At 65.9% G+C, this 21044-nt stretch carries 18 protein-coding genes and 1 pseudogene; 10 read left to right on the forward strand and 9 right to left on the reverse strand.

From position 1 onward, the window contains the following. Window positions 1-105: 105 nt before the first annotated feature. Genes IP68_RS08840 through asd form a run of 3 tightly spaced genes read left to right on the forward strand, consistent with a single transcriptional unit; the run spans window position 106 to window position 3099 of the window. Entirely contained in the window at window positions 106-1308 is a 1203-nt protein-coding gene (locus IP68_RS08840) for a GNAT family N-acetyltransferase (RefSeq protein WP_231683845.1), read from the forward strand. After that, window positions 1301-2188, forward strand: a complete 888-nt coding sequence (locus tag IP68_RS08845; protein WP_054134789.1) for a cupin-like domain-containing protein — start codon at window positions 1301-1303, stop codon at window positions 2186-2188. Before IP68_RS08840 ends, IP68_RS08845 begins: the two co-directional genes overlap by 8 nt. Window positions 2189-2247: 59 nt before the next feature. Beyond that, a complete protein-coding gene (gene asd, locus IP68_RS08850) occupies window positions 2248-3099 on the forward strand; it encodes an archaetidylserine decarboxylase (protein ID WP_054134614.1) in 852 nt (283 codons plus the stop codon). A gap of 25 nt (window positions 3100-3124) precedes the next feature. Here the strand turns inward: asd and IP68_RS08855 are convergent, their stop codons facing one another. After that, complete coding sequence (locus tag IP68_RS08855; protein ID WP_054134790.1) at window positions 3125-3742, reverse strand: GNAT family N-acetyltransferase; 618 nt, start codon at window positions 3740-3742, stop codon at window positions 3125-3127. A 229-nt stretch (window positions 3743-3971) separates the two neighbouring features. On the opposite strand from IP68_RS08855, the gene IP68_RS08860 reads away from it, so the two are divergent. Together IP68_RS08860 and IP68_RS08865 are read left to right on the forward strand one after the other, a co-directional pair. Continuing rightward, window positions 3972-6338, forward strand: a complete 2367-nt coding sequence (locus IP68_RS08860) for a transketolase (RefSeq protein ID WP_054134615.1) — start codon at window positions 3972-3974, stop codon at window positions 6336-6338. Further along, window positions 6304-7356 carry an XdhC family protein gene (locus IP68_RS08865; protein ID WP_231683849.1) on the forward strand — a complete coding sequence of 351 codons (1053 nt, stop codon included), beginning with the start codon at window positions 6304-6306 and terminating at the stop codon, window positions 7354-7356. Before IP68_RS08860 ends, IP68_RS08865 begins: the two co-directional genes overlap by 35 nt. Before the next feature lie 26 nt (window positions 7357-7382). Here IP68_RS08865 and IP68_RS20600 read toward each other — a convergent pair. The 3 genes and pseudogenes from IP68_RS20600 to IP68_RS08875 form a co-directional block, all read right to left on the reverse strand. Next, window positions 7383-7862, reverse strand: a pseudogene (locus tag IP68_RS20600) (NTP transferase domain-containing protein); the annotation flags it as partial. A gap of 15 nt (window positions 7863-7877) precedes the next feature. After that, a complete protein-coding gene (locus IP68_RS08870; RefSeq protein WP_231683850.1) occupies window positions 7878-10142 on the reverse strand; it encodes a molybdopterin cofactor-binding domain-containing protein in 2265 nt (754 codons plus the stop codon). Next, window positions 10142-10633 (reverse strand): (2Fe-2S)-binding protein, encoded by a 492-nt coding sequence (locus IP68_RS08875; RefSeq protein WP_369814838.1) that lies wholly within the window; start codon window positions 10631-10633, stop codon window positions 10142-10144. The genes IP68_RS08870 and IP68_RS08875 overlap by 1 nt, the downstream gene beginning before the upstream one ends. Before the next feature lie 180 nt (window positions 10634-10813). Here IP68_RS08875 and IP68_RS08880 point away from each other — a divergent pair, with 180 nt between their 5' ends. From IP68_RS08880 to IP68_RS08890, 3 genes are all read left to right on the forward strand, one after another. Then, on the forward strand, window positions 10814-11200 hold the full coding sequence (locus tag IP68_RS08880) for a hypothetical protein (protein ID WP_054134617.1): 387 nt from the start codon (window positions 10814-10816) through the stop codon (window positions 11198-11200). A gap of 121 nt (window positions 11201-11321) precedes the next feature. Further along, window positions 11322-12059: an endonuclease/exonuclease/phosphatase family protein gene (locus IP68_RS08885; RefSeq protein WP_054134618.1), complete on the forward strand. Its 738-nt coding sequence runs from the start codon at window positions 11322-11324 to the stop codon at window positions 12057-12059. Then, window positions 12056-13621, forward strand: coding sequence for a phospholipase D family protein (locus IP68_RS08890; protein ID WP_054134619.1), 1566 nt, complete (start codon window positions 12056-12058; stop codon window positions 13619-13621). Before IP68_RS08885 ends, IP68_RS08890 begins: the two co-directional genes overlap by 4 nt. Before the next feature lie 10 nt (window positions 13622-13631). Here IP68_RS08890 and IP68_RS08895 read toward each other — a convergent pair whose 3' ends face one another. Beyond that, the gene (locus tag IP68_RS08895; protein WP_054134620.1) at window positions 13632-14093 is read right to left on the reverse strand and encodes a DUF6265 family protein; all 462 of its coding nucleotides are present in this window, start codon (window positions 14091-14093) and stop codon (window positions 13632-13634) included. A gap of 23 nt (window positions 14094-14116) precedes the next feature. Then, window positions 14117-15046 (reverse strand): DMT family transporter, encoded by a 930-nt coding sequence (locus IP68_RS08900; RefSeq protein ID WP_231683851.1) that lies wholly within the window; start codon window positions 15044-15046, stop codon window positions 14117-14119. Window positions 15047-15255: 209 nt separating this feature from the next. Between IP68_RS08900 and IP68_RS08905 the strand changes: the two genes are divergently transcribed. Continuing rightward, complete coding sequence (locus tag IP68_RS08905; RefSeq protein ID WP_054134622.1) at window positions 15256-16809, forward strand: CpaF family protein; 1554 nt, start codon at window positions 15256-15258, stop codon at window positions 16807-16809. 15 nt (window positions 16810-16824) lie between these two features. Here IP68_RS08905 and IP68_RS08910 read toward each other — a convergent pair whose 3' ends face one another. Next, window positions 16825-17016 (reverse strand): hypothetical protein, encoded by a 192-nt coding sequence (locus IP68_RS08910; protein WP_054134623.1) that lies wholly within the window; start codon window positions 17014-17016, stop codon window positions 16825-16827. 139 nt (window positions 17017-17155) lie between these two features. Here IP68_RS08910 and IP68_RS08915 point away from each other — a divergent pair, with 139 nt between their 5' ends. Next, window positions 17156-18706 carry an NAD(P)/FAD-dependent oxidoreductase gene (locus IP68_RS08915; protein ID WP_197275759.1) on the forward strand — a complete coding sequence of 517 codons (1551 nt, stop codon included), beginning with the start codon at window positions 17156-17158 and terminating at the stop codon, window positions 18704-18706. Here IP68_RS08915 and IP68_RS08920 read toward each other — a convergent pair. Together IP68_RS08920 and IP68_RS08925 are read right to left on the reverse strand one after the other, a co-directional pair. Further along, the gene (locus IP68_RS08920) at window positions 18693-19469 is read right to left on the reverse strand and encodes a triacylglycerol lipase (protein WP_054134625.1); all 777 of its coding nucleotides are present in this window, start codon (window positions 19467-19469) and stop codon (window positions 18693-18695) included. The two genes, IP68_RS08915 and IP68_RS08920, sit on opposite strands and share 14 nt — an antisense overlap. A gap of 56 nt (window positions 19470-19525) precedes the next feature. Then, window positions 19526-21013 (reverse strand): wax ester/triacylglycerol synthase family O-acyltransferase, encoded by a 1488-nt coding sequence (locus tag IP68_RS08925; RefSeq protein WP_231683852.1) that lies wholly within the window; start codon window positions 21011-21013, stop codon window positions 19526-19528. Between the last annotated feature and the right edge of the window lie 31 nt (window positions 21014-21044).

Here is a 21044-nt window from a genome sequence, read left to right on the forward strand (position 1 = left end):
AACGGGTTAACCAATGCACTTAAGCTGTTGTTTCGATGTCTGGGCCTATAGCATCCCCGGGGGGTCCGTGAATGTTGCGGACTGATACAGGACTGCTTTAGCCGCATGGATCAGGGCTTGGTCATGGCCGCATCGACACCCGCCCCGGCGGATGCAGGCGCGGTGCGTCTGACGATGCTCGACCCTGCCGCGCTGGATGCGGCGTTTCTGCGCAGCTGGCGCCTGCTCGCCGATGCAGCCAGCGAGCCCAATGTCTTTCACGCTCCCGAGTTTCTGGTCCCGGCCATCGCGCATTGCGATGCGCTGCGCCGCGCGCAGATCGCCGCGCTGCATGTCGATGGCCAATTGTGCGGTCTGATGCCGATCGCGCGCGAGAAGCATTATGGCCGCTGGCCTGTGCCGCACAGCCAGAACTGGCGCCACCCCAACTGCTTCCTCGGCACGCCTCTGGTGCGGCCAGGGCATGAGAGCGCATTCTGGCAGGCAATTCTCGCCGATCTGGACCGCGACCCTGCCGCCGGGCTGTTCCTCCACCTCTATGGCATCGCAACCGACGGCCCGGTGTTTGCCGCGCTGGAGCGAGTGTGCGCGCGGCAGAAACGCGCCTGCGCCATCGCGCTGGCCGAGGAGCGCGCGATGCTGGCGACCACGCTGGATGGACAGACCTATTACGAGCAGGTGGTGCGCAAGAAGAAGCGCAAGGAGCTCGCGCGGTTGCGCAACCGGCTGGCGGAGCTGGGCACGGTCGAAACCGTCCAGGGCTGCGATCCCGAAGGTCTCGACGCCTGGCTGGACGAATTCCTGGCGCTGGAGCAATCGGGCTGGAAAGGCCGCAACGGCTCGGCGCTCGCCGACATGGCGGAGACCCTCGCGCTGTTTCGCGAGGCGGCGCGTGCCACGCATCAAGCCGGACGGCTGCACCTCATTGCGATGCGGCTCGACGGGCAAGCGATCGCGATGCTGGTCAATTTCCTCAGCCCGCCGGGCGGCTTTTCGTTCAAGACCGCCTTTGCCGAGGACTATGCCCGCTTCTCGCCCGGGGTGCTGCTGCAGATCGACAATCTCGACATCCTCAAGGACTATGGCCTCGCCTGGATGGACAGTTGCGCTGCCGAGGGCCATCCCATGATCGACAGCCTGTGGGCCGAACGCCGCCATGTCGCGCGGGTGTCGGTGGCGCTCAAGGGCTATGGCCGCCCTGCCCTGTTCGGCCTGTTCCGCCAGGGCGAACGTTTCATGGACCGCCGCCGCGCCGCCGCCGCGGGCGATCCCAAGCCTTCCCATTCCGTGGAGAATGATGATGACTGACCAGCCCCATCCGGACCACTTTGCAGGCGCGCTGACCGGTTCGGTGTTCACCGGCGATGCCAAGGCGCGCTTTGCGCTGTGCTATCCAGAAACCCCGCACGTGCTCAGCCACTGTTTGTTGCAGCACCCGCTGCTCGATCTGGAAGCTTTGGCGCTGCTGGGGGAATTGCTGCCCGAAAAGTCGCTCGAGTACAATCGCGGCGACCTGCCGATCGGCATCCGCCCCGAAGACGTGCCCTCGAACGGTATGAGCATCGGCGAGACGATCCGCAGCATCGACAGCGCCAACAGCTGGTGCGTACTCAAGAACATCGAGCAGATCCCCGCCTATCGCGATCTGCTGCTGACGCTGCTGGGCGAGCTTGAGGACGTCACCAAAGGGACGACGGGTGAGATGCTGCGGCCCGAAGGCTTCATCTTCGTCTCGTCACCCGGATCGATGACCCCCTATCATTTCGATCCCGAGCACAACATCCTGCTGCAGCTGCGCGGCTGGAAGACGATGACCGTGTTCCCCGCAGGCGATCCGCGCTTTGCCGCACCTGAGGCGCATGAGGCGTATCACTCGGGTGGCGGCCCGCGCAACCTGCCCTGGGACGATGCGTTCGCGCTGCACGGTACCGATTACCGGCTGGAGCCCGGCCAGGCGATCTTCGTTCCCGTCATGTCGCCGCATTACGTCCGCAATGGCGACAGGCCCTCGATCTCGCTCTCGATCACCTGGCGATCGGAATGGAGCTATGCCGAAACCGATGCGCACGCGATGAACAGCGTGCTGCGCCGGTTCGGCCTCAACCCTTCCCCGCCGCGGCGCTATCCGGTGAACAACGCGGTCAAGTCGTTAGGCTATCGCGTGCTGCGCAGGCTCGGGCTCGATTGAGCGCACCTGCGGCGCGCAGTGACTGGACCTGAAGCGGTTTTTCGCACACAGGTCGGTGCATGTCCGATCGCCTGAGCATCCTGTTCCAGCACCTGCTTCCCAAGCAGCTGGTCACCACGCTTGCCGGGCGCGTCGCCGGAGCGCGTGGCGGCGGCGCCACCACTCGGCTGATCCGCTGGTTCGTCGCCCGATACCGGGTCGACATGAGCGAGGCCGACAACCCCGATATCGCAAGCTACGCCAGCTTCAATGACTTCTTCACCCGCCCGCTGCGCCCGGGCGTGCGCCCGCTGGCAGCGGCCGATTTTGTCTGTCCGGTCGATGGCGCGATCAGCCAGCTGGGCGATATCGACGATCATCACATCGTCCAGGCCAAGGGCCACCGCTATACCATCACCGATCTGGTTGGCGGCGATGCGACCCTGGCAGAGCAGTTCCGCCACGGCCGCTTTGCGAACCTCTACCTCTCGCCGCGCGACTATCACCGGCTGCACATGCCCTGCGACGGCAGGCTGGTGCGGATGATCCATGTTCCCGGCGCGCTCTATTCGGTAAACCCGGTCACCGCACGCGGGGTGCCCAATCTGTTCGCGCGCAACGAGCGCGTGGTGTGCGTGTTCGATTCGCCCGAACATGGGCCGTTCGTGATGGTGCTGGTCGGCGCGACCGTGGTGGGCAGCATGGCGACACCCTGGCACGGTGTGGTCAACGCGGTGCGCACCGGCAGGCCCTCGCAATGGGACTACACCGATCAGGCGATCACGCTTGCCAAGGGCGAGGAGATGGGCCGCTTCCTGCTGGGGTCGACGGTGATCATGCTTTTCCGCCCGGGTGCGATCGCGCTCAACCCGGACTGGACACCCGAACGGCCGGTGCGCCTCGGCGAAATGATGGGCAACGCCCCGCGCTGACCCGCGCGGGCGTTGCGCGTACCGATCAGAGATACCGGTCGAGCGCCTTGAAGATGTCGCGGATCCCCTGCAGGTCGCTGGTCTTGCGCAGCTTGGCGATCGCGGGCTTCACCTCCAGCACATAGTCCTGCACCCCGCCGTCCCATTGCTTGAGCTCGCCGCCGATCGAGCGGATGAAGCCGATCGCTGCGTGGTTTTCCGCCAGCGTCTGGATGTCGAGCACCTGCAGCTGCTCGGCGCAGCAGTTGATCAGCAGCACCGCGGTCAGCATCCGTCCCAGCCCGATGCCGTGATAATCATCGAGGATCGCGACCGAAAACTCGCCCGACCTTCGCTCATCGGTGCTGCGGATCGCGTGCACCGCGCCGATAGCCGGATTGTCCGCCCCATCCAGATGGATCGCGCCCCACGCGATGTGGTCATGCCCGTCGGCGTCGACCAGCCGCGCGATGACGCTGTCCGAGGGCATCGGCTGCAGCGAGAAGAAGCGCAGATAGCGCGATTGGGTGGAAAGGTGCGCGATGCCTTCGCGCATCTGCTCGGCATCGCTGCTGCGGATCGAGCGGATGCAGATGCTCTTGCCGTCGCTGGCGGTGGTGTGAATGATCTGGTCGATGAACTCGCCGGTGTTCTGTTTGCCCATCGCGTATCGCCCTTGCGCATGCCCAAGCCCGCTGGTGCCGATCGACACGCTTCAAGAGGTCGGTCGCATGGCCCGAATGTCAAGGGACGGTAGCTGCCGCCGCTGCACATTTCGCGCTTGGGGTGCGCAAAGGCCATTCCAGCCTAGCAATCTGCAGCGCGCAGACGATATAGCATCAGGCCTTGTTCCCTGGCCCATTAGCCTCGCCCATCGGAAGGTTCTCCCGCGAATGCCTACCCTCCCCCTCGCCGCCGACACCCCAGTGCAGCACAGCCGCGCCGAGACCGTCGAGCTGCTGACCCAGATCGAGCAAAGGCTGCGCTGGCTGTCGTCGTGGATGATCCACAACGCCAACACGCTGCGCGAGAAACGCGACGGGCTCAAGGTCGGCGGGCACCAGGCAAGCTGCGCATCGATGACTGCGATCATGGCGGCGCTGTATTTCCATGCTCTGCGCCCGCAGGACAAGGTCGCGGTCAAGCCGCATGCCGGGCCCGTGCTCCACGCCATCCATTATCTGCTGGACGAGCAGACCCGCGAGAAGATGGAGCGCTTCCGCGGGCTTGGCGGGGTGCAGAGTTACCCCTCGCGCACCAAGGACAGCATCCCGGTGGATTTTTCGACCGGATCGGTGGGCCTTGGGGTTGCGGTCACCGCCTTTTCGTCGCTGGTGCAGGATTATCTGATCGCGCACGGCCAGATGCGCGAGGAGCAATCGGGCCGGATGATCGCGCTGATGGGCGATGCCGAGCTCGACGAGGGCAATATCTACGAATGCCTGATCGAGGGCTACAAGCACGATCTGCGCAACTGCTGGTGGGTGGTCGATTACAACCGCCAGTCGCTCGATGCGACCACCGCTGACCGGATGTTCCGCCGCTTCGACGATATCTTCGAGACCTGCGGCTGGCGCGTCGTCACGCTCAAGCACGGCAAGCTGCAGCGCGCCGCGTTCAAGCGCCCCGGCGGCAAGGCGCTGGAGGACTGGATCGAGACCTGCCCCAACGCCGATTTTGCCGCATTGACCTATCTCGGCGGAGCGGCGTGGCGCGAGCGGCTGATGCACGACATCGGAAAGAAACGCAGTGTGGCCGACCTGCTCGGATCGTTCGACGATGCCGAGCTTGCCCGGCTGATGACCAATCTGGGCGGGCATTGCATCGAAACCCTGCTGGACGCGTTCGACAGCATGGATGACGAGCGGCCCACGCTGCTGATCGCCTATACCGTCAAGGGCTATGGCCTCCCGCTCGCGGGGCACAAGGACAACCATTCGGGCATGATGAACACCGGCCAGATCGAAAGCCTGCGCGATGATCTGGCAATCGCGCCGGGCGAGGAATGGGGCAAATGGTCGGGGCTGGGCGACAATCTTGCGGCCACGCTGCAGGCGTTCGTCGACAGCAGCCCGATCGCGCGCAAACAGGCCGAGCATGCCGCGCCTGCGATACCCCTCCCCGATCGTCTGCCCGTGCCCGAAGGTGCGGAGCAATCGACGCAGGCGGCGTTCGGCAAGGTGCTGCACGACCTTGCCAAGTCGAGCGAGCCGCTCGCCGACCGGCTGGTCACCACCGCGCCCGACGTCACCCAGACCACAAACCTTGGCGCGTTCGTCAACCAGCGCGGATTGTTCCGGCGGCAGGAGCTCGCCGACGTGTTCCAGCGGGTGAAGATCCCCAGCGCGCAGAAATGGTCGGCGCACCGCGCAGGCCAGCATATCGAGCTGGGGATTGCCGAGAACAACTTCTTCCTCGCGCTCGCAGCGCTTGGGCTCGCCGCCCCGCATTTCGGCACCCGGCTGATGCCGGTGGGGACGGTGTATGATCCCTTCATCGCGCGCGGGCTCGATGCGCTCAATTATGGCTGCTATCAGGATTCGCGTTTTCTGCTGGTCGGCACGCCTTCGGGCATCACGCTGGCAGGCGAAGGCGGCGCGCACCAGTCGATCAACACGCCGCTGATCGGCATGGGCCAGCCGGGGCTGGAGAGCTTCGAACCGGCGTTTGCCGACGAGGTCGCGCTGATGATGTGCTGGGCCTTCAGGCACATGCAGGCGGATGGCGGCAGCTCGGTCTATCTGCGGCTCACCACACGGGTGATCGAGCAGGTCGCGCGCGACAGCAGGGCGTGGGAGGATGACGCAATCGCGGGCGCTTATTGGCTGCGCGAACCTTCGGGCGCGGCGGAAGCCGCGATCGCCTTTTGCGGCGCGGTGGCGCCCGAGGCGATGGCGGCGTGGGAAGCGCTCAGCGACGACATTCCCGGGCTCGGGCTGCTTGCCGTGACTTCGCCCGACCGGCTGCACCGCGACTGGTCCGCCCAGCGCGCGGCACGCTGGACCGGCAAGGCGCAGGGGCCGAGCCATATCGAGCGCCTGCTGGGCGCGCTCGGTCCCGATGCGGGACTGGTCACGGTGCTCGATGGCTCGCCTTCTGCGCTCTCGTGGCTGGGCGGTGTGCATGGCCATCGCGTCAGCCCGCTGGGCACCGATCGCTTCGGCCAGACCGGCGACCTGCCCGATCTCTATCGCACCTACAGGCTCGATAGCGAGGCGATCATCGATGCGATGGCCGACCTGCTGCTGCAGCGCGGATGAGGACGGGCGCGCGATGAGCCAATGGCGGCTGGCAGCCGAAATCGACGACATCCGGCCCGTGCTTCTCGCCGAGCGCGATCGTGCCACGATGTGCGCCATCGCGACCCTGGTCGAGATTTCCGGCCCCGCCCCACGCGATATCGGCGCGCAGATGCTGATCACCGACGATCAGCATTGGGGCTTTCTGTCGGGCGGGTGCATCGAGGCCGATGTAGCGGCCCATGGCCGCGCGGCGATGGCCGATGGCGCACCCAGGCTGCTGCGCTATGGCGAGGGCAGCCCGTGGATCGACATCAAGCTGGCCTGTGGATCGGGGATCCTGGTGCTGGTCGAACCGCTGGCGACAAGCGACCCAGCGGTCGCGACACTGCTCAGCGGCTTTGCCGAGCGCACGCCGGTGCTGTGGTCGAGCGACGGGTACGTGCGAGATGCGCGGCCTGGCGGTGATGCACCCGACCGGGCCTGGGATGGATCGCGCTTCGCCAGACTGTTCGAGCCTGCACTGCGGCTGGTGATCATCGGCGAAGATGCCTCGGCGCTGGCGAGCGCCGGGCTGGCGCGGCAGATGGGGCTGGATGTCGTGCTGGTCACGCCCAATGGCCCTGAGGCAGCCCCGTTCGAGGGCATCGGCTATCACCGCAGCTCCCCGCGGGATGCGCTCGACGCAATCGGGCTCGACCGCTGGACCGCAGTCGCAGTGATGTCGCACGACCGCGAGGACGACGAGCAAGGCCTGGCGTACGCGCTCAAGTCGGATGCGTTCTACGTCGGCGCCATCGGCGCACGCGCGCGGCTGGAGATGCGGCGCGACAAATTGCGCGGCCATGGCGTGGGCGAATCCGCCATCGCCAGGCTGCACGCGCCGATCGGGCTTCAGGGCTTCGGCAAGGCGCCGCGCGATATCGCGCTGTCGCTGGTCGCCGACGTGGCGCGCGAGTTCCATGCGCGCTCGGCGGTCAGCAGGTCTGCCGGTGAATCGATGTCGAGTATCGCGCCGATATCGTCGGTCGGCAGATAGCCGATATCGCTGCGCTGCCTGAGACCGAACGCTGCCCCCTGATCGCCTGTCAGCAGCGAAAGATCGCGCACCGCCTCCCCCACAAAGCACACCGGATGGCCGGGCTTGTCCTTGACCACAGGCCGCGCGGCATAGCCGGCCTGAATGGCGATCTCCGCCAGTTGGGCTCCAAGATGCGCAGGCACCAGCGGCATATCGCCCAGAAACACGAACAACCCTGACCTGCACGACGCCAGCGCGGCGCTGCCGGTGCGGATCGAGGCGGCCATGCCCTCTTCCCAGCCAGGGGTCGGAACGATGCGGCAGGACAGCCCCTGGAGCGCGGCGTCGATCCGCGCATGCTCGGCCCCGGTCGCCACCACGACATCGCCGAACCCTGCCGCCAGCACCGCCTCGGTGGTGCGGCGGATCACCGGCGCACCGCCCAGATCGGCGAGCAGCTTGTCCCCGCCAAAGCGCCGCCCGGCGCCCGCCGCGAGGATCAGCGCGCCCCAGCCCTGCAGCATGTCAGCCGCGCCCGGTCAGGCCTTGGCCTGGGTCATCAGCGGCAATGTGCGGATGCGCTTGCCGGTCGCGGCGAACAGTGCGTTCGCCAATGCTGGCGATGCCGGTGGCACGCCGGGCTCGCCGATCCCGCCCATCTTCGCCCCGCTCTCGATGAAATGCACATCGATCACGGCAGGCGCGCCTGCGAGCTTCAGGATATTGTAATCGTTGAAATTGCTCTGCACCACCGCGCCCTTGTCGATGGTGATTGCCTCGCCGATCGCCGATGAAAGGCCCATCACCATGCCGCCTGCGATCTGCGCCTCGGCATTGAGCGGATTGACCGTGGTGCCGCAATCGACCACCGCCCACGCCTTGAGCACCTGAGGGCTGCCATCCTCACGCACCGTCGCCTCTATCACCTCGGCGACGATCGTGCCGAAGCTCTCGACGATGGCGATCCCGCGCCCGACACCCTCGGGCAAAGGCGTGCCCCAACCGGCGCGCTTTGCAACGGTGTCGAGCACCTTGAGATGCCGCGAATCCGCGGGCAAATGCTTGCGGCGGAACTGATAGGGGTCCTCGCCTGCCGCCTGCGCCAACTCGTCGATGAAGCTTTCGTTGTAGAAGCCGATCTGGGTCGAATTGACCGAGCGCCAAGGCCCGTCACGCTGGTTCGACTGATAGCTGAAATGCCTCCGCGAGGTTGCGGGGATGTCGTAGATGAAGCTCGTCTCGCCCTCGGCATCGCCGCTCTGCACATAATCGGTGCGCCACGCGCTGATCTTGCCGTCCTTGCCCAAAGTCGCCTTGAGCTGAGCCGAGGATTGCGGGCGATAGGTGCCGTGCCGCACCTCTTCCTCGCGGCTCCACACCAATTTGACCGGATAGGGCAGCTGCTTGGCGAGCAGCGCAACCTGATCGATGATCTCGGTGACATCGGGGAAGCGGCGCCCGAAGCCGCCACCCATCAGCATGGGGTTGAAGACGACGGCATCGACATCGATCCCGGCCGCCTTGGCCGCACGCACGCGGGTCGACAGCGGGTCCTGCAGACCGCCCCACAAAGTGAGCTTGCCGTCCTTGTAGTGCCCGGTGAGCGTGAACGGCTCCATCATCGCATGGTGCAGGAAGGGCACGCGATAATCGGCGGTAAGCGTCTTCGCGCCCGCCACTCCGAATGCGGCATCGACATCGCCCTCGCCGCCCTCGTTCTCGGGCTTGCCCGATGTGCGCAGCTTTTCCTGCGCGGCATGGATAGTGTCGCTCGACAACGCGCCATGGCCGCCATCGGAGAACTTGGGGCTCAGCGCCTTCAGCCCCTTGAGTGCCTGCCAGTAGCGCTTGGCGACCACGATTACCGCATCGTCCAGCTTCACCACCTTTTCGACTCCGGCAACGCCAAGCGCAGGCTCTTCATCGACCGAGAGCAATTTGCCGCCACGCACCGGCGCCGCCGCGATCGTCGCGACGCGCATGTCGGGCAGAACCAGGTCGATGCCATAGACCGCGCTGCCATCTACCTTGGCGGGGATGTCCAGCCGTGCAATCGGCTTGCCGATGAGCTTGTACTGTTCGCGTGTCTTGAGCGCGGGGCTGCCCGTCAGCGAGCGTTCCGCCGCACCCGCGGCCAGTTCGCCATAGCGCAGCGACTTGCCCGATCCTGCGTGGATGACCTTGCTGTCCGCGGTAATCAGTTCGCTTGCCGGAACGCCCAGCCGGTCGGCGGCCTCCTCGATCAGCGCCAGCCGCACGGCCGCCCCCACCGTGCGCATGCCGACCTGCCCGGTATAGCGCACCGCGGACGATCCGCCGGTGATCTGCAACGGCATCGACCGGGCGATCATCCCGATGATCGCGTTGGGCAGCGCGTTGATCACGCCGGGTGCACCCGACATTTCGGCCAGAAAGCCCTTGCCCAGCGCGCTGTTGGCAAAGGCGAGATCGGCCGGAGCCTGCTCGACCCTGACCTTGCTCCAGTCGGCATCGAGCTCGTCCGCCAGCATCTGGCCCAGCGCGGTGTGCGTGCCCTGGCCAAAATCGATGTGCGGCGAATAGACGGTGACGGTGTCGTCCTCGGCGATCTTCATCCAGCCGAGGAAATTGTGATCGTTGCCGGTTTCGGTAAGCGCCTTGGCGCGGGCATTGGCGGACCTGTCGCTCCAGTAGACGCCGAAGACCCCGCCGCCGACCAGCAGCGCGCCACCGATCAGAAAGGCGCGGCGGACCATGCCCTTCTTCTTTCTGGGCGGAGCAGCTTCCAGCGGAGCATCGAGGTGCGGTGTGGGATTGTCAGCCATCATGCCTCTCCCTTGAGCGCGGTTGCGGCCTGACCGGTCGCCGCCAGAATGGCCTTGCGGATGCGTGGATAGGTGCCGCACCGGCAGATGTTGGTCATCGCCTCGTCGATCTGCGCATCGCTCGGACTGCCGGTCGCCTCGATCAGCGCCACTGCGGCCATGATCTGACCCGACTGGCAATAGCCGCATTGCGGCACCTGCGCGTCGATCCACGCCTGCTGCACCTTGTGCAGCGCGCCATCGGCGCTTTTCAGCCCCTCAATCGTAGTGACCGACTTGCCCGCGATGTCGCTGATCGGCACGCTGCACGACCGGGTGATCTGGCCATCGACATGCACCGAGCATGCGCCGCACGCGGCGATACCGCAACCGAACTTGGTGCCGGTAAGCTCCAGTTCCTCGCGCAGCGCCCAGAGCAGCGGAGTGTCCGCGTCCGCCTCGACGCTGACCTGCTTGCCGTTGACCTTGAAATCGATTGCCACTGCCGCCACCCCCGTCGCCTGGATCAGTCCTGTATGACAACCTAATGGCCGGGGGGCCAATGTAAATACCGCATTGCAGCAAATCCCGACGATTGCGGGGATTGCACTGCGACCCGGGCCCTCTCCAGTGCTCTCGTCATCTGCCGCCAACTGGTGCATGGTCGCAGCATTGCAAGGGACACGCGCTGCATGATCTATATATGGCTGAACATCGCTCCCATTTTCGCCGCGACCCTTGCCGGGCTTGCCCTGGGAGTTGCCTGGGCGAGGATATCGGGGCTGCGCCTGTCGATCGGCTTGGGGATCGCCGCGCTGCTCGCCCAATTCTGGCTTGTCGCGATCCTGGCGGGCGCGGTGATCCTTGCGCCGGATCAGGCCCCGCCCTGGACCATGGCGCTGGGCAGCGCCTTCATCATCTGGATCGGGTTCGTGCTTCCGGTGCTGGTGGTGACATTGGGGGTCGGCAGGGCGAGTGTCCGGACCATCGCCAGCGCGGCGGGATATTGGCTGGCGACGATGCTGCTGCAGGCTGCGCTGCTGCAGGCGATCGGGCTGGTACCGCCGCCTGCGGGATGATCCGCGCGGCTGCAACTGGCGGTCGGCGCAACAATCGCCTATTCGCATCGTATAGAACTCTGGTGCCCACCCGGCGCCTGCCGTCTCCCAAGCCCGTGTTTCAACCAAGGCCAGACATTTCATGACCGCCGCCAGCCCCGAAACCTTTGGTGTCGTGAGCTACAACATCCGCAAGGCGATCGGCGCCGACCGCAGGCACGATCCCGAACGGATCATGCGGGTGCTCGCCGAAACCGGCGCAGACATCGCCGTGCTGCAGGAGGCGGACCGACGCCTCGGCGAGCGGCACAGCGCGCTTCCTGCAGGGCTGGTGGCAGAGGCAGGCTGGCAGGTGGTGCCGGTCTCGACCGCGCGCAACGGCATCGGCTGGCACGGCAATGCCATCCTCGTTTCCCCACGGGTCGAAATCCTGCGCGGCGAACGGCTGAAGCTGCCGATGCTCGAGCCGCGCGGCGCGGTGCTCGCCGATCTGGCGATCGACGGCCACCCCTTGCGCATCGTCGGCGCGCATCTCGATCTGTCGGGCCTGTGGCGCCCGCGCCAACTCAAGGCGCTGGTCGGGCATGTCCACGCTCAGGACGAGGAACGACCGACGCTGATCACCGGCGATTTCAACGAATGGCGGCGCGAGCCTTCGGGCCTGCTGCATCTGGTGCGGCATTTCGAGCATGTCCGCCCCGGCCCCAGCTTCCCTGCACGCTGGCCGGTGGCGCATCTCGACCGGATGTTCGTGTCCGCCGACCTGGCGGTCGAGCAGGCCGCAGTGCACGCCAGCCGGCTGGCAGCGCTGGCGTCGGATCATCTCCCTGTCTGGGCACGGCTGCGGCTGCCGGGCCTTCGCCAGCCCGAGGAATCATGAGCGCCACCGGCTGGATTGCGATTGCCGTCGCCGTTCTTGCTGGCGTGTGGATCGTGCTCCGAATCGCCTTCCGGCTGCCCACCCTGCCACCGCATCCGCCCGCTCCTCCGCCGCAGGACACGCCCGACAGCCGGATCGGCCAGGCGGTTGCCGGGCTCGAGGCCGCGCATCCCGGCCTATCGGGGATCCTCCCGCTGGTGGATTCGCGCGGAGCCTATGCCGCGCGGGTCAAGCTCATCCGCGCCGCCGACCGCTATCTCGACGTGCAGTATTACATCTGGCGCGGGGATGTCGCAGGGCTGCTGATGCTCGAAGAGCTCCGCCAGGCCGCGGACCGGGGCGTGGCCGTCCGGCTGCTGCTCGACGACAACGGCATCGCCAAGCTGGATGACGAGCTGGTGGCGCTGGAAAGCCATCCCAATGTCGAAATCCGCCTTTTCAACCCCTTTGTCATCCGCAAACCCAAGGTCATGGGCTATCTGCTCGACTTTTTCCGGCTCAACCGGCGGATGCACAACAAAAGCCTGACCGCCGACAACCAGATGACCATCATCGGCGGGCGCAACATCGGCGATGAATATTTCGGCCCCGGCGACCAGCCAGAATTCGCCGATCTCGACGTGCTCGCCATCGGGGCGATCGTGCCCGAGATGGCGACGGATTTCGCGCGCTACTGGACCAGCGCCTCCTCCTATCCCGCGCCGTTGATCCTCCCCGCCGCCACGCCAGGTGCGCTCGATGACCTCTCGGGCAGGATCGCGCAGATGATCGAGACCGACCCGCTTGCCAAAGCCTATGCCGCCGCCGTGGACACTTTGTCCTATGCCGATCCGCTGACGCACACTTCGCTCGATTATGACTGGGTGCCGGTGACGATGATCAGCGACAATCCCGCCAAGGCGCTGGGCCATGAACCGAGGTCGCGGACACCGATCGGCGAGATCGGTGCGATCATGGACGAGACGACGCAACGGCTGGCGCTGGTATCCGCCTATTTCGTTCCTGCCAGGTCGGGCGCGGCGATGTTCGAAGCGATCGCGGCGCGCGGTGCATCGGTCGACGTGTTGACCAACGCGCTGGCGTCGACCGATGTCGCGGTGGTCCATGCCGGCTATTCGCGCTACCGCAAGCGGCTGCTGCGCGCGGGCGTGCGGCTTTGGGAGATGAAGGGCGATGCGCCGCGTCACCCCTCCCCGCGCAGCGGAGTGCTGGGCAGCCTGCCGCGCTCCAGCCGGTCCTCGCTGCACGCCAAGACCTTCACCATCGATGGCGAGCGGCTGTTCGTGGGATCGTTCAACTTCGATCCGCGTTCGATGCACCTCAACACCGAGCTGGGTTTTCTGATGGACAGCCCGGCACTGGCGCAAAGGCTGCAGCAGCTGTTCAGTGAACCGATGCGCCAGCGCGCCTATCAGGTGCGACTGACGCCCCGGGGCGAGCTGGAATGGATCGACGAGCGGCCCGAGGGCACGGTGATCCACACCCACGACCCCGGCACCACGCTGGTGCGGCGGATGCAGGTGGTGTTCTGGCGGGCGCTGCCGATTGAATGGCTGCTGTAAGCGCCTGGCGCTATTTTACTGCAACCCGCTTGTAGCGCCACGCCTGCGGCTTGCTGCCATCGATCATCGAAGCTTCGGCGAGCAGCATCCCATCTTCCATCCAGTAACGGATGCGCTGGGGATATGTGTGGTTGGGGTTGACGAACACCACCTCGGCCGGCCCCGCCCTGACCGCGCGAAACGCCGCGGCGGGGTTGCCGAAGGGCGATCCGTAGAACATCAGATCGCCATTCTCGTTGCGCGCGATGCGCATGAACTCATAGCTGGTGACCGCATCGGCGCGGCCGCCGCGCCCGGTTCCCAGCATGGTCTGCGCGCGGCACCCGGTCCAGTTCTCCTCGGTCCACTTGCCTTCGGCTTCCTCGGAGACCCAGCGCCCCTCGATCCAGCACGGCAGCGATGGCGGCGCGGGCAGGCTCGGCAGGGCACCCGCCTGCAATGCCATCGCGATGATCCAGCCAGCCAGTTCCATAGCCCCTACCCCTTTTGGCGTGCCTATTTGCGTCCGTCGCGCAGCAGATAGATGCCGCTGGCGATGATGATCCCGGTTCCGCCCAGCGCCACCAGATCAGGATAATCCTGATAGAACACCACGCCGAGGCCTATCGCCACCAGAATCTGGACATAGACCATCGGCGCGACCACCGCGGCTGATCCGCGCACAGTGGCGGTATAGATCAGCATATGCGCAAAGCTGGCGGAGACCGCGACCACGGTGCACACCAGCACGACATGCTGCGTCGGCCAGCCGATCTGCAGCGGCGGATAGCCCGAAAAGTGGCCGATCGCTGCCGCCAGCAGCAGGATAGGCGCCGCAATGGCCGCCACGATGAACTGCATCAGCAGAACGCTGCCCGACCCTGCCGCGCGCGCATTGGCCATCATCAGCCCGCTCATCCCGAACGCCGCCGCCAGCGGCAGCAATGCTGCCCAGCCCAGCTCGGCAAAGCTGGGGCGCAGCACGATGATCACGCCAATAAACGCCACCAATGTCGCCAACCAGCGCCCTCGGCTGAGCCGTTCGCGATAAAGCAGCGCGGAGATCGCCGCGGTGAGCAAGGGGGCCATGAACTGGATCGACACCGCGGTCGCCAGCGGCATCAGGAAGATGCTGGTGAAGAAGGTGAGCGTGGCGACCGCCAGGAAGAACCCGCGCGCCAGCTGTACTCTGGGCAGGGGAAAGCGAAAGCCCTCACGCCCCTCGACCAGCAGCAGAACGATCCCCAGCCCGACCGCGCCGATGGTGAAGCGCAGCGCCGCAACCGCCATTCCCGGCCATTCGCCGCTGGTCGACTTGATCAGCCCGTCGCCGCCCGAGAGCAGCGCGAACCCGGCAAGCGCATAGGCCATGCCCGCTGCGACATCGCTGCGCCGGGCGTCAGCCGAAGCCGAACCTTCCGCTTTGGAACTGGAATTGTCGGGCAATGCGCACGCCTGCTTGGATGTTGTTAACTTTTGCCGGGCTTAATGCCCGATATCCGGATCGATGCAAGCCGCATCGCCGCTGCCCGGCGTTCTGCGCCAATCCCTCGCCAGCCAGGCGTTAGGATATTGTCAAAGTTTCCGGGCTATTCACCATGTAGGTCATCGGCAGATGTTTCGATCTGTCCGCAAATCCGGGAAAATCGGTCACCATGAGCGCGTTTGGCAGGAAAAACGGAATAGGGCAGATGGGCGCCGGAGCGCGCCCCAGCTTTGGCGTCGCGCGCCCGATGAAGGGCGGATCGGCCGCTCCTGCCCCGGAATCGCGACTGGGCCTGTCGCTCGACATGGGCGGCGACCAGTTCCCCGACCTCGATTCTGCAGACCTTCCCAGCCTGGAAATGCTGGACGAAACCCCCGAAAGCGTTGCGCTGAACGAGGCGATGACCCGGCTGTCGGATCGCGCCAATTCGGTCGCCGATCTGGGCCCGCGGGTCGAAGGCTTCGAAGCTTCTGTCCACAAGATCAAGGAACAGGTGCTGCCGCGCCTGCTCGAGCGCGTCGATCCTGAAGCTGCCGCCACGCTGACCAAGGACGAGCTGGCCGAAGAATTCCGCCCGATCATCCTTGAGGTGCTCGCCGAACTCAAGCTCACGCTCAACCGGCGCGAGCAGTTCGCGCTCGAAAAGGTGCTGATCGACGAGTTGCTCGGCTTCGGCCCGCTCGAAGAGCTGCTCAACGATCCGGATATCACCGATATCATGGTCAATGGCCCCGAGCAGACCTATATCGAAAAGAAGGGCAAGCTCACCATCGCGCCTATCCAGTTCCGCGATGAAGAGCATCTGCTGCAGATTGCGCAGCGCATCGTCAACCAGGTCGGCCGCCGCATCGACCAGACCACGCCGCTGGCAGATGCCCGTCTCAAGGACGGCAGCCGCGTCAACGTCATCATCCCGCCGCTGTCGCTGCGCGGCACCGCGATCTCGATTCGTAAGTTTTCCGAAAAGCCGATCACGCTCGACAACCTCAAGGACTGGGGCGCGATGTCGGAGAAGATGGCGACCGCGCTCAAGATCGCAGGTGCCTGCCGCTTCAACATCGTCATCTCGGGCGGCACCGGTTCGGGCAAGACCACGATGCTCAACGCTCTGTCGAAGATGATCGATCCGGGCGAACGCGTGCTGACCATCGAAGACGCCGCCGAACTTCGCCTGCAACAGCCGCACTGGCTTCCGCTCGAAACCCGCCCGCCCAACCTCGAGGGCAAGGGCGCGATCAGCATCGGCGATCTCGTCAAGAACGCTCTGCGTATGCGTCCCGACCGCATCATCCTCGGCGAAATTCGTGGCGCGGAGTGCTTCGATCTGCTCGCCGCGATGAACACGGGCCACGATGGATCGATGTGTACGCTCCACGCCAACAGCCCTCGCGAGGCATTGGGCCGTATGGAAAACATGATCCTGATGGGCGACATCAAGATCCCCAAGGAAGCGATCAGCCGCCAGATCGCCGAATCGGTCGACATCATCGTCCAGGTCAAGCGTCTGCGCGACGGTTCGCGTCGCGTCACCAACGTCACCGAAGTGATCGGCATGGAGGGCGAGGTCATCGTCACCCAGGAGCTGTTCAAGTTCGAGTACATGGACGAGGGTGCCGACGGAAAGATCATCGGCGAGTACCGCTCGACGGGCCTGCGCCCCTATACGCTCGAAAAGGCGCGGCAGTTCGGCTTCGAACAGGCGTATCTGGAAGCCTGTCTGTAAAAGCCGTCCGGCTTATCAATAGCCCTTGAGAGCGATCGCGGTGGCGAACACGGCGATCACTGCCGACACGATCAGGATCAGCGGCCAGGGCATGAAGCCCACCCGGTCGAAGTCGCGCCTGCGCATCCGTCGCGCATCCGCGATCGCTGCGGTGCCTGCCAGCGCGGACATGGCGATGGCCAACTGGCCCCAGATGCTGTGCAACATGCAACTCTCCTCAGATCGCGTCCATTTGGGGTGGCGCGGCGCATTGTCCAGCCCCAATCGTGCGCGATCCACAGCCATTCCTTGACCAGCGCGGGCGTTAGGTTAGCCTGTGTCACTCTGGAAACCGGGGGGCATGATCATGCGCGGTACTGGAATACTCTGGGAATTGCTCGCCAAGGCGAGCGAAACATCCACATCGACATCCAAAGCCGGGCATGGTCCGGGCCTCAACCGCCGCGACGTGCTGGCGGGTCTGGCCGCGATGGGGCTGGCCTCGACGTGGGACGGAAGCGCGCTGGCGGCAGCGGGCAAGGCATCGCGGATCGCGATCATCGGCGCAGGCCTTGCCGGGCTGGTCGCGCTCGACCGGCTGGTGGCGGCGGGGCTCGATGCGACGATCTACGAGGCGCGCGGCCGCATCGGAGGGCGGGTGCTGACCTCGACCGGCCTGCCCGAGACCAACCTGTACGTCGAGGACGGCGCGCATCTGGTCAACACCAACCACACCGACATCCTTGCGCTGGCCAGGCGCTTCAACATCGGCCTGATCGACCGCGGCGCGATGGTGGCGCGCGAGCGCTTCGTCGTGGATGGCGTGGAGCTATCCGAGGCCGTGCTGATCGCCGAGTTCCGCCCGCTCGCCGCGCGCATTGCCGCAGATGCCACGCTGGTCGACGAGGATTTCGAGCGCAACGCGCCCCGGTTCGACGCAATGTCGGTGCGCCAGTATCTCGACGGCGCAGGTGCCGCCGCGACACCGCGTGCCCGCGCGCTGGTCGAGGCAACGATCCGCACAGAATATGGCTCTGAACCCGGCGAGGTCTCCGCACTCGAGCTGTTCTTCAACCTGCCCGCGATCGCCGACGACCGCGTGGCGCTGATCTCGGGCAGCGACGAGCGCTACAGCCTCGCCGGCGGATCCTCGACCATCCCGCGCGCGCTGGCCGAGCCGCTGATGGACCGGATCAGGACCGGGCACGCGTTGCTGTCGGTCCGCCGCAAGGGCAAGGCGCTGGTGCTCGCCTTCGCCAACGGGCAGAGCGTCACTGCCGACCGGGTGATCATCACCGTGCCCGCGCAGATCCTGCGCACCATCGATTTCGGCGACACCCTTCCGTCCGCATGGCAGGCGCTGACCCAGGAGTTCAGCTGCGGCCGCAACGAAAAGATCAACGCCGGCTATGCCGCCCGCCCCTGGGAGCCGCTGGTGGGCGCAGGCGGCGCGGCGTGGGCGGCGCGGACCGGCGAGCCTGGGCTGTTCAGCGAATTCTGGGGCGCGAGCGCGGGCCAGGACTCCGTGCCGGAGGGCGTGCTGACCTGGTTCTTCGGCGGATCGCAGGTCTCGGGCCTGCAGGACCTCGGCCCCGAAGGCATCCTGCGCGCCTGCGAACGCGAGATCGCCCCGGCCGTCCCCGGCCTTGCCGCGCGCACGCTGCGCCGCACCGCATGGGCCGCCGATCCGTACGCGCAGGGCGCCTATTCGCGCTTCCTGCCGGGCCAGCTCACCCGCTACGCCGCGCATTTCTGGAGCGAGGACGACAATGGCAAGGTGACCGCGCCGCTACCATCGGGAGCGATCCTGTTTGCCGGCGAACATCTGTCCGACAGCCACACCGGCTACATGAACGGCGCCGCGCAGACCGGGCGTCTGGCGGCCAATCAGATCATCGCCGGTGTCAATCGTGCTTGATCGATCCGAACACTGCGGAACGCCAGCCTGAACGCTCGAACGGCTTCCAGTCGTCCTCGGGCAGCGCCAGGCGGTCGGCGATGGCGTACATCACCATCGGGTTGACGCCCAGGCCGCAATGGCTGGCGATCACCTCGATATTGTCGGTCTGCGGACCGGGTTTCTGCACCGATCCACGCCATGCGACAATGCCGTCAGTCTTGGTCAGGATCGATGTCGTCGGAACCGGCGGGGCTTCGTCGAGCTTGCGGAAGCGCCCCTGCTGCAGCGGCTCGGGTTCGGGGCCGTTGAGCCTGTCGAACAGCTTACGCGCATTGGTGTGCCCGCGATCGTTGGAGATCGGGCTGCCCAGCGAAATGACCTGGCGGACCTTGTCCGGCGCGTTCTTGGCAATCTCACGGGCAAACACCCCGCCGAGGCTCCAGCCGATGATCGAAACCTTGCGGCCCGACTGTTCGTGAATGCCGTGGAGCAGATCGTTCATCTGCGTCTCGCGCGCGTTGTCGATCCGGATATTGCGGCCCATGTCCCAGCCATGCGCGTCATAGCCCAGGCTGGTCAGCAGGTTGCGCATCGGCTTGGTCGAGCGGTCGCTGGCGAGGAAGCCGGGCAGCACCAGCACGCTGTGCCCATCGCCCCTGGGCAGCATCGAGAGCGCGCCACGAAATGCGTAGAACGCTCCCAGTTCGACCACCGCCCGGCCTTCCGCCAGGGTCCAGAAAAGGTGCGGCGGCTTGGCAGACTGGGTAGCGGTAGCGGTCATCAATGTCTCCGATCTGTCATGCAATATGGAGCGTCAGGGCCAAAAGACCAGACCCATCACGCAGCGACGCTCGCCTTGCTCTTGCGCTTGCGCCGGGGTGCGGCCTTTTCGGCAGGCGGTGATGCCCCAGCCGCCAGCGCGCCCATCAGGTCAGCAAACGAGGCCTGCAGGCATTCGGAATAGAATTCCGGATCGGGCATCGCCTTGCGGCAGGCGGTGAACGCGATGGTCGCCTGGTCGACATAGCTTTGCACCACATGCCCCAGCGCCAGCCCGTCGGTCAGGCACAAAAGGCCGTGCATGCTGATCATCTTGGCACCGGTCGAATAGATCGGCACCGGCGGTCCCGGGACATTGGTCACCACCGTACTGAACGGCGGCTTCACGTAATTGGCCAGCCCCAGCCGGGTATAGAGCTGCGCGCCCAGCGCCATGAACAATGCGGGCGACACCTTGCTCATTTCGGTCATCTGCCGCGCGCCGATCGCGTCGGTCATGGCCTTGGAGCGGACCGTCTGCTCATGGACATAGGCCAGGCGCTCGACCGGATCGGCGATATGGCTGCCCAAAGGCACGATCATCGCCGACACCTGGTTGCCCATGGTGTTCTTTTCCTGCTCCGCCCGCACCGAAATCGGGGCCATGGCGGTGAGGCTGCTCTCGGGCAGTTCGCCATGCGCCGTCAGATAGCGGTGCAGACCACCGCCGATGATCGCGAGGAACACGTCATTGATCTTGCACCCGGGCGACAGCGCGCGCAGCGCCTTGATATCGGCCAGGCTGAAGGTGCGCCCCTCGACCACGCGGTTGGGCGAGACGGGCACGTTGAACCGGGTGCGCGGGGCGGCGATGGCGGTGTTGAGACTGAACTCGTTGGTCACCAGCCCCTTGGCCGCACGATACAGGCCGGGCGCGGCCTTGGCGATCACGCCGGTCTGCCGCCACGGGTTGAGCCAGGCGCGGGCATAGCCCTTCAGGAACAGGCCCAGCGGATCGGGCACGCGGTCGGGTCGCCAGGCCTGGGACGCTGGCGGAGCCGGGTCATCCGGGCGCAGGGTGTGCAGCGCATCCATCAGATCGATACCCGACATGCCGTCGATCGCGGCATGGTGCATCTTGGTGATCATCGCGAAGCTGCCCTTGGGGACGCCCTCGATATTGTCGAGCCCTTCGACGACGCAGATCTCCCAGGGCGGGCGGGTCAGGTCGAGCGGGCGCGAGAAGATGCGCGCGGCTTGGATGCACAATTGCCGCCAGTCGCCCGGCTTGGGCAAGGCGACGTGGCGAACGTGATATTCAAGATCGAAATCCGGATCCTCGATCCAATAGGGGTAATCGAGGTTGAGCGGCACCTTGACCAGCCGCTGCCGCATGGTCTGCGACAGATGCATGCGCGATTCAAAGAACGCCAATATGTCCTTGAAGCGGACGAACCCGCCCGGCGCGGTCGATGGATCGTAGATCAGGATGGAGCCGATATGCATCGGCGCGTTGCGCTGCTCCAGCGCGACGAATGATGCGTCCATCCCCTGCAGTTGCCGCATAAATGCCCCCTCTCCCGGACACCGGGGCGGG

The sequence above is a fragment of the Blastomonas sp. AAP25 genome (assembly GCF_001295965.1).
Taxonomy (GTDB): Bacteria; Pseudomonadota; Alphaproteobacteria; order Sphingomonadales; family Sphingomonadaceae; genus Blastomonas; species Blastomonas fulva.